Annotated in this window: 15 protein-coding genes; all 15 read right to left on the reverse strand. The window is 66.2% G+C overall.

Annotated elements, in window-relative coordinates; genetic code table 11:
* Window positions 1-5 precede the first annotated feature (5 nt).
* On the reverse strand, window positions 6-1,469 hold the full coding sequence (locus AC07VI_RS03190) for a TIGR01777 family oxidoreductase (protein WP_492995682.1): 1,464 nt from the start codon (window positions 1,467-1,469) through the stop codon (window positions 6-8).
* On the reverse strand, window positions 1,466-2,110 hold the full coding sequence (locus tag AC07VI_RS03195) for a DUF4166 domain-containing protein (RefSeq protein ID WP_086143866.1): 645 nt from the start codon (window positions 2,108-2,110) through the stop codon (window positions 1,466-1,468). The genes AC07VI_RS03190 and AC07VI_RS03195 overlap by 4 nt, the downstream gene beginning before the upstream one ends.
* Window positions 2,107-2,667 carry a GbsR/MarR family transcriptional regulator gene (locus tag AC07VI_RS03200; protein WP_226935411.1) on the reverse strand — a complete coding sequence of 187 codons (561 nt, stop codon included), beginning with the start codon at window positions 2,665-2,667 and terminating at the stop codon, window positions 2,107-2,109. Before AC07VI_RS03200 ends, AC07VI_RS03195 begins: the two co-directional genes overlap by 4 nt.
* 186 nt (window positions 2,668-2,853) lie before the next feature.
* The gene (locus AC07VI_RS03205; RefSeq protein WP_253251892.1) at window positions 2,854-3,960 is read right to left on the reverse strand and encodes a fatty acid desaturase family protein; all 1,107 of its coding nucleotides are present in this window, start codon (window positions 3,958-3,960) and stop codon (window positions 2,854-2,856) included.
* Complete coding sequence (locus tag AC07VI_RS03210; RefSeq protein WP_099420488.1) at window positions 3,957-5,072, reverse strand: sterol desaturase family protein; 1,116 nt, start codon at window positions 5,070-5,072, stop codon at window positions 3,957-3,959. The genes AC07VI_RS03205 and AC07VI_RS03210 overlap by 4 nt, the downstream gene beginning before the upstream one ends.
* Complete coding sequence (locus tag AC07VI_RS03215) at window positions 5,069-5,692, reverse strand: phosphatase PAP2 family protein (RefSeq protein ID WP_492995685.1); 624 nt, start codon at window positions 5,690-5,692, stop codon at window positions 5,069-5,071. The genes AC07VI_RS03210 and AC07VI_RS03215 overlap by 4 nt, the downstream gene beginning before the upstream one ends.
* Window positions 5,693-5,703: 11 nt before the next feature.
* On the reverse strand, window positions 5,704-6,999 hold the full coding sequence (locus AC07VI_RS03220; RefSeq protein ID WP_086143861.1) for a F390 synthetase-related protein: 1,296 nt from the start codon (window positions 6,997-6,999) through the stop codon (window positions 5,704-5,706).
* Window positions 6,996-7,826: an MBL fold metallo-hydrolase gene (locus AC07VI_RS03225; protein ID WP_099374193.1), complete on the reverse strand. Its 831-nt coding sequence runs from the start codon at window positions 7,824-7,826 to the stop codon at window positions 6,996-6,998. Before AC07VI_RS03225 ends, AC07VI_RS03220 begins: the two co-directional genes overlap by 4 nt.
* Window positions 7,819-8,856, reverse strand: coding sequence for an NAD-dependent epimerase/dehydratase family protein (locus tag AC07VI_RS03230; RefSeq protein ID WP_086143859.1), 1,038 nt, complete (start codon window positions 8,854-8,856; stop codon window positions 7,819-7,821). The genes AC07VI_RS03225 and AC07VI_RS03230 overlap by 8 nt, the downstream gene beginning before the upstream one ends.
* Window positions 8,857-8,866: 10 nt before the next feature.
* Window positions 8,867-9,847 (reverse strand): 3-oxoacyl-[acyl-carrier-protein] synthase III C-terminal domain-containing protein, encoded by a 981-nt coding sequence (locus tag AC07VI_RS03235; protein WP_086143858.1) that lies wholly within the window; start codon window positions 9,845-9,847, stop codon window positions 8,867-8,869.
* Between the two features lie 50 nt (window positions 9,848-9,897).
* Window positions 9,898-10,806: an ion transporter gene (locus tag AC07VI_RS03240; protein ID WP_492995689.1), complete on the reverse strand. Its 909-nt coding sequence runs from the start codon at window positions 10,804-10,806 to the stop codon at window positions 9,898-9,900.
* A gap of 81 nt (window positions 10,807-10,887) precedes the next feature.
* Window positions 10,888-12,639 (reverse strand): cation:proton antiporter domain-containing protein, encoded by a 1,752-nt coding sequence (locus tag AC07VI_RS03245; RefSeq protein ID WP_492995691.1) that lies wholly within the window; start codon window positions 12,637-12,639, stop codon window positions 10,888-10,890.
* A 132-nt stretch (window positions 12,640-12,771) separates the two neighbouring features.
* A complete protein-coding gene (locus AC07VI_RS03250; protein ID WP_086143855.1) occupies window positions 12,772-14,016 on the reverse strand; it encodes a metal-dependent hydrolase in 1,245 nt (414 codons plus the stop codon).
* A 103-nt stretch (window positions 14,017-14,119) separates the two neighbouring features.
* Entirely contained in the window at window positions 14,120-15,781 is a 1,662-nt protein-coding gene (locus tag AC07VI_RS03255) for a GDYXXLXY domain-containing protein (RefSeq protein ID WP_086143854.1), read from the reverse strand.
* On the reverse strand, window positions 15,778-16,737 hold the full coding sequence (locus AC07VI_RS03260; RefSeq protein WP_086143853.1) for a DUF2157 domain-containing protein: 960 nt from the start codon (window positions 16,735-16,737) through the stop codon (window positions 15,778-15,780). The genes AC07VI_RS03255 and AC07VI_RS03260 overlap by 4 nt, the downstream gene beginning before the upstream one ends.

The raw sequence follows: 16,737 nt of genomic DNA on the forward strand, positions 1-16,737 counted from the left end.
CCAGGCTACAGGCTGCGCAGCGCCCCTTCCAGCTGCGGATAGCGGAAGCTAAATCCGTCGGCCAGCAGGCGGCGCGGGGCGACCCGCTGGCCTTCCACCAGCAGGTCAGCCTGCTCGCCCAGCAAGGCGCGCATGACGAAAGCCGGCGTGGGCACGACGCTGGGGCGGTGCAGCACGGCGCCCGCCACCCGGGCGAAGCGGCGCTGTTCGATCGCTTGCGGCGCGCAGAAGTTATACGCGCCGCTCACGGCGCCCTGTTCGCTGCGGCGCGCCAGGTGGGCGATGCCGCGGATGACGTCGCGCACGTGCACCCAGGTGACCCACTGCTTGCCGCTGCCGAGCGGCCCGCCCACGCCGAAGCGGATCGGCAGCAGCATCTGCGACAGCGAACCCTGGTGGCCGAAGACGAGGCCGAAGCGCAGGCGGCCCACCTGCACGCCATATTGCTCCGCCTGGCGCGCGGCCGCTTCCCATTCCTGGCACAGCTGCGACATGAAGATGGCTTGCGGGGCACTGTCCTCCGTCAATTCCGTGGCGTCTCCCTGCGGCTGCACGCCGTAATAGCCGATGGCCGACGCCGACAGCAGCACCCTCGGCTTGTGCTGCGCGCGCGCGATCCAGGCCACCAGGTCCTGCGTCAGCGCCACCCGGCTGCGGCGCAGGGCCGCCTTGCGCGCTGGCGTCCAGCGCTTGCCGACGATGCGCGCGCCGGCCAGGTTGACCACCATGTCGATGCGCTGCGCCTCCGACAATGCGTCCAGCGAGTCGATGCAGCGCACCTGGCCGTCGAAGGCCCACGCGGCCTGCTTGGGCTGGCGCGTCAGCACCGTCACCGCGTGGCCGTCGGCCAGCAGGGCGCTGACCAGCTGCTGGCCGATGAAACCCGTGGCGCCCGTCACCAGCACGGACTGCGGCGCGGCGGCAAAGCTTAGGCGCTCCTCCTGCTCCGCTGTCTCCTGCACCTTGCGCCGGCCCAGCTGCCACACGGCATACGCGTCGCGCAGGCCGGACAGGCCCACGCCCACGCCGCACAGGGCGAGGAAGACGCTGAGCCAGCCATACGGCCGCCACACGAGGGCCGTCGGCAAGCTCGCCCATTCGCTGCTGTTCAAGGCCAGCAGGGCGATGAAGGCGCCCGCGTTGATCGCCAGCACCGTATGCGTGACCCGCTCCGTGGCGGGCAAGAGGCGGGTTTGATCTTCCACAACGAAGTCCCACAGGGTAAGCACGATTTCCACGCCAAACACGATCACCAGCCCCCAGGCCCAGGCACCGTGCCACTCCCAGGCGGCCAGGCCGACGAACAGCAGGCTGTAGATCAGCGCGCGCGTGGCATGGATGGTCAGTTCCAGGCGCGCCGAGGCTTTTTGCGGCAGCGCTTCCGTGATTTCATGGTGGTAGATGGTGTCGAAGGCGCCCAGGCAGCCTTGCGCCGCCATCAGTTGCAGTGCCAGCAGATGCGTATTCATGGTGTCTCCTTGTGAATTCCCGGCGCGGCGGACTCGCGGAACACGCCGACCTGGGTAAACGTGGTGCCGAACAGGGCGTGGCGGATCTCGATGCGGATGTTGAACTGCTGCGGCGTATCGTTGCGGTGGCACAGATAGGTCTTGCCGGGCGTGAGCACGCCGGGCAGCGGCATGCGCCAGCCGAAAAGATCCCAAAAATAGCCGTCGCTGGTGAAATGCAGGTTGCCATCCTCGACGTGCAGGACCAGCTTCATGCCCAGGCCCATGCCCACGTATTCGAGCACTTCGCCTGTTGCGCTTTCCGCCATGTAGGACGTGAAGCGGATCGGCGCGCGCCCGTGCAGGCGGTAGGTGCGCTGCTTGAAGATGAAGGGACAGCCGGGGCGCGAATACACTTCGATATCGACGGGGAAGTCGTGATCGTCATGCGGGATCAGGGCGCCGTCGATGAAGGGACGCGTGAGCCAGCCCAGCACCTTGCCCAGGCGCGAACTCGTGAGTTCACTGAGCTCGCCCCGGTAATACAGGGGCTGGCCCGGCGCGGGATTTTTCTCGAAGCGGCGGCGGATGTCCGGGTGCAGGGCGAGCCACTGCTCGCCCATGACCTTCTTGAACAGCTCCCCTTCGGACGGGCCGTTCATGTTTTTCCCGGCTTGCCCGGCTTGTCGTCCGGGCTGAGGAACTTGGCCACCTTGCCGCCCATCGACAGCATGCGCTGCAGGGTCGCCGGCGGCAGGTTTTTATAGTCGCTGTAGGTGGAGCTGAGCATTTCCAGGAAGGCCAGCACCTCGCCCATGCGCTCCAGGGTGGCCGGCGGTATCGCCGCATCATGCTCGCCCTCGATCGCGCACTCGCGCAGCACCGTCAGCGTGGGGTCGATCTCGCGCCGCTTGCGCTCTTCCATGATGACGCGGAAGATTTCCCACACATCCTGCAGGGCGACGAAATGGTCGCGCCGGTCCCCCATCACGTGCGTGATGCGCACCAGGCCCCAGCTTTGCAATTCCTTCAGGCTGTTGCTGACGTTCGAGCGGGCCACGTTCAGGCTGGCCGCGATGTCTTCCGCCGTCAGCGGTTCATTGGCCAGGAACAGCAGCGCGTGGATCTGCGCCACCGTGCGGTTGACGCCCCAGCGGGTGCCCATTTCCCCCCAGTGCAGAATATATTTCTGCGTCGTCGGACTCAGAACGCCTACCATAATCTACTCCGCGTCGCGCTTTGCGGTCTGCGATGCTCACTGTGCTCAAGCACAGCTGCGCTTCTCGGCCACAAATCACTGCCGCTCGCTACGGTTCTGTCAGGCGTTCTTGATTTCATGATTTTCTCTTATTTCTGTCGTTACAGAAATGTAAGACAGAAGAGAAACCCAGTCAAGCACGATTCATCAGGACTGTGTCGGCGGCTGGCCCATGGCGCGCAGGAAGGCTTGCTGCGAGGCGTGCAGCTGGCCGTAGCCCAGTTCGCGGTAGACGAGGCCGTGGCGCGGCGCCAGTTCGGCCAGGATGCGCGCCAGCGCCGGGTAGTGGCGGTGGCTCCAGGTAGGGAACAAATGGTGCGTCAGGTGCAGATTCAGTCCGCCGAGCCAGTAGCCGAGCCAGCGCAGCGCGCGCGGTTTCGGCGTCCAGTCGCAGGCCGTGTAAAACGTGTGCTGGTACCAGTCGTGCGGCAAGGTGCCGTCCTGGCCCGGCTGGAAAAATTCCACTTCGGCCCAGTGCGTGCCGAGGATCAGCGCCACCAGAGCGCACGAGGCGAGCATCTGGCCCAGGAAATACGCGCCCAGCACCACGCCCCAGCCGATGCCGTGCTGCTGCAGCACCCACATGGGCAGCGCCAGCACCAGCGCCACATGGCCCACCTTCCAGCCCAGGAACGACAGCCAGCCGCGCCAGCCCTGCAGGCGGCTGTGCGCGGCCACGGGCGTCTTGCCGAAGCGGTCCAGCCAGTCGCCATACCAGTTCAGGTAAGGCAGCGACAGGGCCGCCACCACGGGCCAGTACAGGTATTGATAGCGGTACTGGGGCGACCAGCGTTGAAACGGCGTCTGGCGCAGGAAAGGGTTCGGTTCCGTGTCGAGGTCATAGCCTTCCACGTTGGCATACGTGTGATGGAAGTGCACGTGGCGGATGGTCCAGAAATCCGTGTCCACGCCCACGGGCAAGCCCACCAGGCGGATCAGGATGCGATTCAGGCGTCCCTGGCGGAAGACGGCGCTGTGGGCCGCGTCGTGCAGGGTATTCATGGCCAGCGTCATGGCCGCCACCAGGCAGGCGACATAGGCAGCGACAAACGGCCAGGTGCTGCCGGCGCTCAAGGCCAGCGCATACAGCCCCGCCGTCAGGGCGGCCAGGAAGACGGTTTTCGCATGCAGGCGCGCATCGCCAAAGCGGTGTTTTCCCTCGGCCGCCAGGTAGGCATCGGCGCGCGCGCGCAGTTCGCGGCGGAAGGCGGAATCGCGGGCGGGCTGAAAGCGCAGCGGGGGAAGCTGGCTCACGCGCGCGTCCCCGCCGCGGCCGGCCACCACAGGCGGCGCGCGCCATCGAAGCCATGCGCCAGCAGCGCGGCCAAAAACACCATGCCCCACGCGTCGCGCGCGCCATACCAGCCGAGGAACAGCACGGGCATGGCGAAGGCGATGAGCACCCAGGCGATGGCGCCCCAGCGGCGCGCGTCCGACAGGCCGCCCAGCGCCAGCGTGCCGCCAAAGATCAGCGCGAACAGGATGGCCTGCTGCGCGCCGGCCAGCACCGCTTCGTGGTTGACGTAATAGATCACCAGGCCAAACAGGATCACGCCGCCGATGCCGATGAACAGCTCGGGCACCTCGAAAGTGCCGCGCGACTGCCAGTGGGGAAAGCGCGCGCGCAGCCACTTGAACAGTTTGCCGTTGCTGGCCAGCAGCGGATTGTGCGTGGGTGTCATGCCCTTCACGCCATAGCGCATTTCCACGCCCTCGAGTTCGGGCTGGAAGCTGCCGAACAGTTTGTCCCAGATCAACAGGGTGCCGCCGAAATTGCGGTTGATGTAGCGTTTATCGGTGCCATGGTGGACCCGGTGGTGCGAGGGCGTGACCATGAATTTGTCGAGGATGCCGGACTTGTTCACCAGCGCATTGTGATTGTAGAACTGCACCGTGTAATGCAGGGACGAGACGACGAGGAAGATTTCCAGCGGCACGCCCAGCACGGCCAGGATGGCGATGAAGGGGAAATTCGTCAGCGACGAATACCAGGAATTGCGCACGCCCAGCGACAGGTTGAAATGTTCGCCCTGGTGGTGCACCACGTGCACGGCCCACAGCAGCGGAATTTTATGGTGCAGGCGGTGCATCCAGTAAAAGCACAAATCCCAGGCAAAAAAAGCGAACGCCCATTGCGCGGCCACGGGCCACTGATCGACGAGGTGCAGGTTCACATGGCGCAGCAGCAGGGCGAACGCCGCCACTTCCACGCCGCGGAACACCCACATCAGGATATGGCCGGAATTGAGGTTGAAGATGACGTCTTTCCACGGCACGGGCGTCTGGCGCACCCATTTGAGGATCAGCAGTTCGGCCAGCACGAAGGCCAGCATGACAAGGAAAGAAAGGGCAAAGGGATTCATCATGATGCGGCTTTTATGGAAACGGTGCGGCGGGCTGCCCAGAATACCTGCATTTTCGCCAACATGCCGCCCGCCACGCCCACGGCCAGGCCGGCGGCCAGGTCGATGCTCACGTGCCGGCGCAGGGCGATGATGGCGTAGCAGATGGCCACGCCCAGCAGCATGGCCAGCGCGGAGCGCAGCAGGTGGCGCTTGTCGCACAAAGCCCACACGCACAGCAATGTCAGGGCGCCATGCAGCGAGGGCAGGCAATTTTGCGCGGAGTCCGCCGCCTGCAGCAGGCGCAGCGCCTGCGTGCTCCAGGCATGACCATCACCCACGGGCGGATACGCGAGCGTGGTCGGATACAGCAGGAACACCACGCCGCAGGCCAGCGCGGAAAGCGCCATCGCGCGCGCCAGCCAGCGCACGCGCGCCGCGTCGGCCGCCAGGTAGGCGTAGGGAATCAGGAGAAAGAAGGACAGGTACAGCCAGATGGCGGCATCCGTGTAGGGTATCGCGCGGTCCAGCGCTGTTTCCGGCAGGAGTACCCCCTGCCCTTGCAGCACATCGCTGGAAAAATACACGAGGCCGACGCTGCCCCAGCCGGTCAGCAAATGCAGCAGGCGGGAAGTCAAAGTCATGGAAGAGTGATTCATGCGCTGGCAAGGCGCCGGATGCGGCGCCGTTTCATGGTGGGGTCAAAGGGAGGCAGTTCGCCGCTCGTCGTCCAGGCCAGGCTGTCGACGGCCACGCCCAGGCCGCGCAGCACCGCGTCAAGATGGGCGCGCAGGGCGGCCAGGCCCGCGTCGTCCAGGGCCGCATGCAGCTGCAGGGCGTTGTCGCCCGACTGCAGCAGGCGGTAGTCGGCGTCCGCCGGCAAGGCTTGCGCGAACGCCCGCGTCAGGACGTCGGCAAACACGGCGACGGGGGCGCCGCCGCATGCAGAGGGAAGCAGCAGCATGTCGTCGCAGCGTCCTTCGATGCCGTCGATGGCGCGCGTGGCGCGGCCGCACGGGCATGGCGTGGCGCGCGCAATCAGGATATCGTCGAGGCGGTAGCGCACGATGGGCTGCGTCATGCGCGTAAAATCGGTAATCACGGGCACGAAGCGCCTTTGTTCCGCATCAAGCCACTGCGGCTCGATGTGCACGTATTCCTCGTTCAGGTGCAGCACGCCGTGCTCGCAGCTGCTGGCAAGAAAACCCTCGGTGGCCTGGTAGATCTCGTGCACGGTGCCAAACGCCTGCGCGATCAGGGCGCGGTCCTGCGCTTCCAGCACTTCGGCCACGGAGATGACTTTTTTCGGCGCCAGCGCCAGGCTGCCATCGATGACGCGCAAGGCCAGCTGGCGCAGCACCTGGGCCGGCGCGACGATCACAGTTGCCTGATATTGCGCAAGCTGCGCGCACAGGCTGTCGAACGGTTCGAACAGATCGTAGAAGGCAAACGTCAGCCATGGCGAGCGCACGGCCGTGTACAGATTGCTGTTCGCGCGCAGGAACAACGCCACCTTTTCGCCGGAAAACAGGCCGTCGGGCAGCGCCTTGGCCAGCATCACGCCCGCCCATTGGGCCTTTTCGCGGGAGCTGACGGTAAATACGGCGCGCCGCGACGAGGTGCCGGACGACAGGCCCACCGTGATGTCGCCCACGGCCGGCGTGAAGTCGCGGCTATGCTCGGCCGCCATGGCCGCCTCCATCGCCTGCGTCAACGTCACACCCTCGGTGTTCATGGCGTCGAAATGCTCGAGCATCAGCGCCTTGTTCATGGTGGGCCAGGCATCGAGCGGCAACGCCCGGTATGGCGCAAAGTAGCGGCTGCGCGCGCCCAGCACATCGGCGAAACGCGCCAGCTGCCGCTGCTGGTAGCGTTCCAGCTGCGCGCGGTCAGCAAAATGCAGGCGGCGCGTGCGCCAGTACGACAATAACAGCCAGACAATACGCTTCACGGGCGGCCCGCCACAGGCAAATAATCGTTGGTATCTTCATGCGTGATGCGGATCTGCGCATTGCCCGACCGGTGCAGCTGGTGCAGCCGGTTCAGGGTGGCATAGTACGGCGCGCGCTTGTGCTGGATGAGGAAGGACAATTCCGACGGTCCGCGCAGCTGCTGGAAGCTTTCCGGCACCCAGGCCGCGTCGGACGCCAGCAGGGTCCAGCCGCCGTCCTGCAGCACGAAGGCGCCCAGATGGCCGATGGCGTGGCCGGGCAGGCCGACGATGTAGATTTCGCCCGTGCCGCTGACGTCGCGCCCGTGCGTAAACGGCAGCAGGGCCGCCGGCAAGGCCGTCTCGGGCACGCTTTCGACGAAATCGAGACGATCCGCGATGTCCGGCGGCAGCAGCTCGGGCACGAAGGCCTGGCGCACGGCGGCCACGCCGGACAGGCCCCGCACGGCGTCCCAGCCCGTTCTGGAGGCCATCAGCCGCGCGCCGGGAAAGTCGCGCAGGCCGGCGATATGGTCGGCGTGGAAGTGCGACAGCAGCAGGGTGTGGATGTCGCCGGGCGATACGCCATGCGCGCGCAGCTGGCCGTGCAGCGATTCATTCTCGTCAAACGATATCGGCGTAACCCACGCGTACATGCGGTACACCCCTTTCGACGTGGCGGCGCGGAAGTGTTCGGCGTAACCGGTGTCCCACAGGTACAGGCCCGCGCGCGTTTCGATCAGATAGGCGCGCGAGGGGAAGCAGCGGCTGGCCAGCCCGCTGCCTTTCAGGACCATGCAGGACGGATGGGTGCAGTGGCCGACGCGAAACGCGGTGATGCTAGCCATTGCGCTCCTTGCCCACCTTGTGCGCCGCCGCTTCCTGGCGCATCCACTGCGCCGTGCGGGCGATGCCGTCCTGCAGGCTGACGACGGGACGGTAACCGAGCACCTTGCGCGCCTTGGCGCTGTCGAGCGTCATGTCGAAACTGAGCGCGCCGATGCTGTAGGGCGTCAGCGCCGGTTCGCGGCGCGTAAAACGCGAGGCGAACTGCATCAGGCGAGCCGCCAGCGCCAGCACGCGGTACGGCATGCTGACGATTTCGAACGGCTGCTGCAGGTGCTCGCAAAACAAGGTGCGCAGGATGTCGCACAGGCGCGCCGGCTCGCCGTTCGTGATGTTGAAGGCGGCGCCCGACTGCACGGTCTTGTGCACGGTGGCCAGCCACATCGCATGCACGACGTTGTCGACATAGGTGACGTCAATGGTGGCCGCGCCGCCGTTAGGCAGCGGCAGCTTGCCGCCGCGCTCCTGCAGCACGCGCGCCAGGCGCGGGATCAGCACCTGGTCGTGCGGGCCGAAGATGGCGCGCGGGCGCAGGATCACGCAGGTCATGCCGCTGTGGCGCTCGACCGACTCCTGCACCAGCTTTTCCGCCATCGCCTTGGAACGCGCATAGGCGTTGACGAAGGCGTCGGGACGGAAGGTTTCCGGCACGTCGTAGCGGTGGTGGTAATCGAAATAGATGGCCGGGGTGGAAATGTGCACGAAGCGCTCCACGTGCTGGCTGGCGGCCGCGCGCAGCAGCTGGCCCGTGGCCGTGACATTGGCGGCGATGAAGTCGCGCTCCGGGCCCCACGGCGAGGACAGCGCGGCGCAGTGCCAGACGGTGTCCATGCCGCGCACCAGCTCATCGACCTGGCGCGGCGTCGCTTGCGCCAGATCAAGCGCCACGAACTGCGCGCCCATGCGTTCCAGTTCGCGGCCCACGGCGGCATTGCGGCCGGTGGCGCGCACTTCCACGCCCTGCGCCAGCAAGGTGCGCACGGCATTGCGCCCCAGCCCGCCCGTCGCCCCCGTGACCAGTATCCGCCTCATCACTTCACCCTCATAAATCGACGATCATGCCGCCGATGGTCAGGCCCGCAGCCGTCCCCATCATCAGCAAACGCTGGCCGGCCACGGCGCGCCCCGTCATTACCGCCTCGTGCAGGGCCGTGGGCAGGGACGCGGCCACCTGGTTGCCATGGTTTTCAAAGATCTTGATGATTTTAGCATCGGGAACGTCGAGAATGCGCGCCGCATGCGCGAGACCCAGCGGGCTGGCCTGGTGCGGCACGACCACGTCGACCTTTTCCAGCCCCGCGCCCGATTCCTGCATTAATTCCTCAAGGAAATCCGGCATCACCTTGAGAGCCAGGCGGAATACGGCCTTGCCATCCATGCGGAACAGATAGTCGCCCGGCTCGCAGCCGTTGCGCGGGTTGCGCTCGGTGCCGCCGCCGCGGATTTCGCAGTAGCGGCGCCCTTCCGGATACGTGCCCATCTTGTAGGCGCGGATGCCGGCGCTGCCATCGCCCCGCTCGACGATGACGGCGGCGGCGCCGTCGCCGAAGATCATCGACGCTTCCGGCTCGCTCCAGTCGACCCCGCGCGAGGCGAGATCGGACGAGACGATGGCGATGCGCCGGTAGGCGCCGCCCGCCAGCATCGACGCGGCCACGCGGAACGCGGCCATGAAGCTGAGACAGCTGGCGTTGACGTCGAAACTTTGCGTGCCTGGCGGCAAGCCGGCATGTTCGGCAACGAAGCAGGCCGTGTTTGGCAAGGCTTGCTCGGGCACGCCGCAGGCGCAGATCAAGAGGTCGATATCGGCCGGGCGCAGGCTGGCGTTCTTCAGCGCGTCGCGCAGGGCGGCGGCGCCCAGCTGGCTTTGCGACTCGTCGGGTGCGGCGACAAAGCGCGACAGCACGCCGCTCTTGCGCTGGGTATAGCCGGGCGGGTGGCCCAGTTTCAGGTCCAGGCTGGCGGACGTCACGCTATGCGAGGGCACGGCTTTGCCCGTCGCGATCAGGCGAACTGGAATCATGTTGGCCTTTATATAGGTTAAATGTAGAAAATGCGGTTAATGGGACACGCTCAATCGAGTGCCAGCGGCGGCAGCCTGACGCCGCAGTTCTTACAGAAATTGGCGTCGTCATCGAGCCCTTCCTTCAGGCACGTAGGGCAGGTTCGCGTGGTAACGAGCTTGGAACTGCGTTGTACCGTCATTTCGGCGCTGATAATGCCGGTAGGCACTGCCAGGATGCCCCAGCCCAGCAACATCATCAGCGAGGCGATCGTGCGCCCGAAATCGGTCTTTGGCGTGATATCGCCAAAGCCCACCGTCGTCATGGTGCTGATGGCCCAGTATATCGACGTGGGAATGCTGCTGAAGCCGTTCTCCGGTCCTTCCACGACATACATCACAGTACCAAGCAGAAAGACCACCATCATGACGAAAGACAAGAAAATGAGAATCTTGCGCCGGCTGGCCAGCAAAGCGCGTCCCAGCACCGTGTATTCATGCACGTAGGAGGTCAGCTTGAGGATACGGAACATGCGCAGCAGGCGCAGGATGCGCACATCGATCAGCACGTGCGCGCCCGGCAACAGCAAGCCGATGTAGGTCGGCACGATGGCCAGCAAGTCGATAATGCCGAAAAAACTCTTGGCGTAGCGCACCGGGTGCTGCAGGCACGACAGGCGGGCGAAATATTCGATGGTAAACAGGATGGTGAAAAACCATTCGAGCGCCGTCAGCCAGGCGCCGTAGCGCTCGGCCACCGAGGCGACGCTGCTGAGCACGACCACGGTGACGCTGATCAGGATGGCGGCGATCAGCGCCAGGTCGAAGGCGCGGCCCGTGCGCGTCTCCGCCTCGAAGATGACGGTGTACATCTTTTCGCGCCAGCCCCGCTCGGGCTTGCCATATTTCTGTTGCGTTTCCTGCGCGGCAATCTGTTGCGGCGTCAACGGGGCCGCCCCGCTCTTCGTCGCGGCCTTCATGTGGGTAGTGTGCTCATATACTATTATTGTATAGATAATTGACAAAGCACGGCGACACGCACGATTGCGCTACAGTTTGCATTACGACAGCTTCTTCGCCAGCAAGACGGCATTACGCCGGTCGCGCTCGGCCTGCACGATGTCGCTCGTGCGCGCTTCCGACAGGCCCACCTCGTGCAGCACGGTGGCTGTCAGCTGCAGCGCCGATTCCAGCGCCTCGGGCACGACCAGGGTGGCGCCCGCCTGTATCAGGGCCACCGCGTGCGCCTCGTCGCGGGCGCGCGCATACACGGGCAGCAGCGGATACTCGCGGCGGATCGATTTGACGGCATGCAGCACGGACGCCGCGTGGTCCATGGTCAGCACGACGGCCGCGGCCCGGTCCGCATTGACCTTTTGCAACAGTTCCGCGCGCGACGCGTCGCCGAAATACACGGGAAAGCCGCGCGGATGCAGGGTCGTCACCAGGCGCGCATCATTCTCGATCGCCACATAGGCGATATCCTGTTCCGTCAGCACCTTGGCCAGCAACTGCCCCACGCGGCCGAAACCGGCGATGATGACGGTGCTGCCCTGCGGCGGCGGTGCGCCGTGCGCCAGGTCGGCCAGCTGATGGTGGTGGCGTTTTTCCCACCAGTTGCCGAAGGCGCGCGCCGCTTTCGCCAGCGCCGGCGTGGCGAACAGGCTCAGGCCCACCACCAGCATGACGAACTGCGCCACCTGCGGGCCGATCAGTTTCGTGCCCAGCGCATACGCGACGACGATGAAGGCAAATTCGCCGCCCTGCCCCAGCAGCACGCCCGTTTCCACGGCGCGCCCACAGTGAAAGCCGCCGATGCGGAAAATTACGCTGATGACGAGAGTTTTCAGCGCAAACAGGCTCAGCACGGCCAGCGGAATCAGCACGGGCGACTTGAGGATTTCGCGCACGTCGATCTGCATGCCCACCGACATGAAGAACAAACCCATCAGCAAACCCTTGAAGGGCTCGATCGTCACTTCCACTTCGTGGCGAAATTCCGTCTCCGCCAGCAGCAAGCCCGCCAGCAGGGCCCCCAGCGCCATCGACAGGCCGGCCAGGTAGGTCAATCCCGCGATGCCCAGGGTGCTGAGCAAGGTCAAGGCCATGAACACGTCGGGCTGGCGTTTCTTGACGAAAAACTGGAACAGCGGACGGATCACGCGGCGTCCGAGCAGGTAGATCAGCAGGATGGCGCCCGCCGATTTCACGGCCGCAAAACTGAGCAGATACGCCAGGTCGTCGCTGCGCCCGCTGGCAAACACATCGATCAGGATGAACAGCGGCACCACCATCAGATCCTGGAACATCAGAATGGAAAAGCCCGCCTGGCCGGCCGGGGTCTGCAGCGAGCGCTGGTCCGTCAGCAGCTGCATCACCACGGCCGTGGACGACAGCGACAGCACCAGGCCCAGCACGATGGACGCTTCCAGCGACAGGCCGAAGTAATACGCGACGGCGCCGATCAGGCAGGCGCTGACGGCCACCTGCCCCACGCCCGCGCCAAACACCCAGCGCCGCAGCGCCCACAGGCGTTCCGTCGACAGTTCCAGGCCGATCATGAACATCAAAAACATCACGCCCAGTTCGGCCAGGCCGCTGACCTGCTCGGCGCGGACGAACGAGAAATACGTCAGCCACGTGAATTCGCCGGCCCACAGGCCGAAGCCGAACGGGCCGAACAAGGCGCCCACGGCCAGGAAGCCGAGCACCTGGTTGACCTTCAGGCGTTGCAATAACGGAATAAAAATCCCGGCCAGGGCGAGAAACAGCAGGGTTTCTCGCAGATACGGTAAGGCGTGCTGCTCTTCCAAGGGTATCCTAAATAATCGTCAAAGTATTAAAAATGGCAAGGATGGCATCTATGCCGAATTGGCAATTGTCGCATGCACGGCCACGGCGCAGTAAGTGTACATGCGATTTTTTTCCACAGGGCAACATGCTCCTTATCGTTCGCCCTGTTTCGGCACCGTCAGCATATCCGCGCGGGGGCGGTCCCAGCCCGGCACGTAGGCGGGACACGGGCGGCTGCGGAATTGCTGCAGTTCCACGGTCGTAAAGTTGGGCAACATGCCGGGGTTGAAACGCACGTCCGTCAGCTTGTCCGCATTCAATCGGGGCATGCGGGCAAAGCGGAACCAGGCGTCGACATAGCAATTCTCTTCCTGCAAGGCGCGCAAGGCGGCCAGGCTGCCCGCCGCCTGGGCCGACACGGCGATGCCGGGCGCCAGTTGCCGGCCTTGCTTGCTGGTTTCCGCCAGGCCGGCCGGGCAGGCGGCGGGCGCCAGCGCCCCGGGCAGCAGGCTCAGGGTCCCGCGCCGCAGCGTATACACGTCCGTCTTGCTGTCGAGCGACACATAGATCCAGCACAATGGATTGCTGGGAAACGCCGTCATCGCCACGTCCCACACGCGCGTGCCGGGGTCCAGCCGCTGCACGGCCGCGTCGATGCGGCTGCGGCCGATGGCCGAAGCGACGCCCTGCGCGCCGATGAAGCTGGCGGCCAGCGCAAAGGCCAGCAGCAGCGGACGCCGCCCCCGCTCGCCGGCCCGCCCTTGCAGCACGGCCAGCACCACGCCCAGCCCCAGCAAGACAGCCAGCGCGGCGGGCGCCAGATAGGTCTTATAGGTGAAGAAACACAGGGCCGCCGCCAATCCCGCCAGCAGCACGCTTTTGACGATGCCATAGCGCAAGGACATGATCACGGGCACGCCCAGCAGCACCCAGAACATGGGCTCGACGATGAAGACCATGTCGCCATACAGCCAGCGGCTGTTGAACGGGTAAAACGGGTGCAAGCCATAGGAATTGAGGAAATCCATGCCCATGTGCAAGCAGAATCCCAGCAGCAGACAGGCCGCCAGGCCGATGCGGGCAGGCACGCTGCTTTTCAGCAGCCGGCGCGCGCCGGGCCACAGCAGCCACAACAGGGCCAGCAACAGCAGCGCCTGCGGCAAGGCCAGCAGCAATGTATGCGTGTGGCCACGGTGGTGCAGCATGTAGCCGAACGGGCGCGGCAGCAGTTTCGTGAGGACCAGGTCCAGGTCCGGCGCATTGCTGGCGAACCAGGCCGTAAACAGAAACAGCGCGCGCCGGGTGCGCTGGGCGGGGGGCTGCGGCTCGGGCGGCAGGCTGCGGTGTACCAGTTCGCCGACCCCGAGGCCGATGACCGAATGCGTAATATTATCCATCGGGCAATTTTACAGGATGCGGCCACCTCAAGAGCAAAGGCCGGGGTCCTACCCTCAGGGTACGCCCCCCGGATTCTGCCATTGGGTTTGTTCAATCACGCGGCTACAGCGCCTGTAAATCTTCCCCACGCATGCCCACCAGCAAGGCGCGGCCATCGGGCAGGACGCGGAATTCGCCGTAACGGGCCTTTTCCCAGCGCGCCGCCTCGCCCTCCTTGAAGAACCAGGCATCGCTGACCAGCACCCAGCGGCCATCCTTCGGCGTGAGCTCAAGCAGGAATTCGCCGGGCGCCAGCGCCTCTTTGGTGTACGGGCGCAGCAGTTCGGCCACGCCCCGTGCATCGCGCCTGGCCACGACGAGGGGCCGGCCCGGCGCCCGCTCCACGCTGGCCAATGTGCTCAGGACACCCAGGTTGACGAAATTGAGGCGCATGTAATCGCCCTGCATCAGCGAACGGGGGTCGACGGGCTCCAGCGCCACGAAGATGGCCTCGCCCTTGGCGATCAGCTGCTCTTTCTGCCAGATGCCGCCATTGGCGACGAGCAACACCAGCAGCAAGCCGCCCAGCACGCCCAGGCGCAAGAAGCGGCGTTCGACCGCCACGCCGGCCGGCGTGCTTTCCACCAGGTGCAGCACGGCGCCGCGCGTGGCCAGCCACGACAGCGCGCACAGCAGCGCGCCGGCCACGGCCAGCAGCGCCGCCTTGCTGGCCAGCGGCCAGGCCAGCTGGTAATAAAAGCTGCCGATGACCCACGCCGCCGCCAGCGCCGCCGCCACGGACACGCGCGTGCGCCCGCTCGTCAAACAATACCCGAGGATCAGCAGCACGGGGCCCAGCGCCGGCATGAACCAGGACAGCACGATCAGCACCAGGCCCACGCCGATGGCGGGCAGCTGGCGCAGCGCCGGCCAGCGCCAGCCCGTCCAGGCGGCCGCCGCCGTGGCCAGCACGAGCGACACGCCGTTCAAGGCTTGCGCATACCAGGCGCCGGCCTGGTGCCGGGCCACTTCGCGCGCCACTTCGCCCGTGAAGCCGCCGCCCAAGGCAGCGCCCAGCATGAAGGTCATGCCGGACCAGAAGACCAGTCCCAGCAAGATGGCCAATACCCACCCCGTCGACAGCGACTCCAGGAAGGCGGCGACGGGCGCGCCGCGGCCGTCGTTGAACGCCTGCTTTTGCAGCCAGTGGACGGCCAGCCAGCATGCGAGGGCCAGCATCCAGGCCAGGTACAGCTGCGTGGGGTCGTTCGCGAAAATCCAGTCGCGCCCGCTGTCGACGATGCCCAGCGCCAGCAAGCCGCAGGCGACCACGCCCAGCAGTACGCGCAGCCAGTCGCGCGGCAAGGCGGCGGCCACCAGCAGGCAGGCCGCACACAGCAGCAATGAAGCCATCTGTGCCGAATAATCGCGGAACAGCGCATAGCCGAGCAAAGCGCCGCCCACCAGCAGGCAGGGCACGGCCAGCTGCTCGACGAACAGCACCACGCCGCGCGCGCGGATCAGCAGCACGGCCGCCGCCAGCACGATGGCGGCCACGACATAGGCGCCGGGGCCGTGGCGCACGACGCTTTCCAGGCCCACGCCCAGCGCCACGACCAGGGGGATGGCGGCCAGCCAGGCGCCGAAGGCCGTCATCAGCACCAGCGGCCACGGCCGCACGTCCTGTCGCGGTCGGCTAGTACCAGCCGGCAACAGGCCGGCGCGCGTGGCGTCGCCGATCAGGGTGGCGAGCGCATCGGCCCGTTGACTGTTGATATTGCTCATGCCGCCTCCTGGCGCGCGCGCCACAAAATGCCTTGCACGGTCAGCGCCAGCAGCACGGCGGCGGCCAGGCCCAGCATGACCAGCTTGCCGACACCATCGCCACCGCCGCTAAGCAGGGCACGCGCCAGGCCGCCCACCAGCAGGGTGTTGACGCCCAGCGCCACGGCGCTCAGGCCGAACACATCAAAGAACTGACTTGTGGCCAGCATCGTCGCGGCGACAGCCAGCAAGGCCAGCCCCGCCCAATATGGCGAGCCGACCTCGCTGCCGAACAGGGCTGTGACGGCCGTGCCCGTGATGAGGATGGTGGCCAGGACCAGGCCCAGGCGCAAGGCCCAGACGCCCGCGCCCGTCCAGCGCGCCAGCAACGGCGACACGAACGCGCATGCGAGCAGCACGGCCAGCCAGCCGCCGACGAAAATGGTCAGGTCGGCCGAATCGATGCGCCAGCTGTGTTGCGCATGCGCCTGCATCCACAGGGCGGCGCCCGTCGCGAAGATCAGCATCCACGGCGTCCACAGCACGTCGCTGCGCGCGACCAGGCACAGCGGCAACGCCAGCACGGCCCACAGGGCGAACAATTGCCATGGATCGGCGCCCGTCTGGTAGGTCTGGCCGAAATACGCAAACAGGCCGCCGATGGCCAGCAGGGCCAGCAGCAGCAGGGGCACGCGCGCCTTGGGCACGGCAAACGCCCCGACGCAGGCGGCAGCCAGCACGCCTTGCAACAGGGCAAAACGCCCCATGCGGCCCAGCTCTTCCCAGTTGGCGGCCACCCAGAAAATCAGGCCCATGCCCAGCAAGGCGGCGCCCAGCACGGCCACGCCGCGCGGCAGCCAGTAGGCCAGGCGCGCCGGTTCGTGCTGGAAGCCGGCCACGTCCTGCAACTGCCGGGTTTGTTGGGCGTCGAGCGCATGCTCCGAGGCGAGCTGGTACACGGCGAGGCGTAGATCCAT

The organism is Janthinobacterium sp. GW821-FHT03A03 (genome assembly GCF_059421435.1).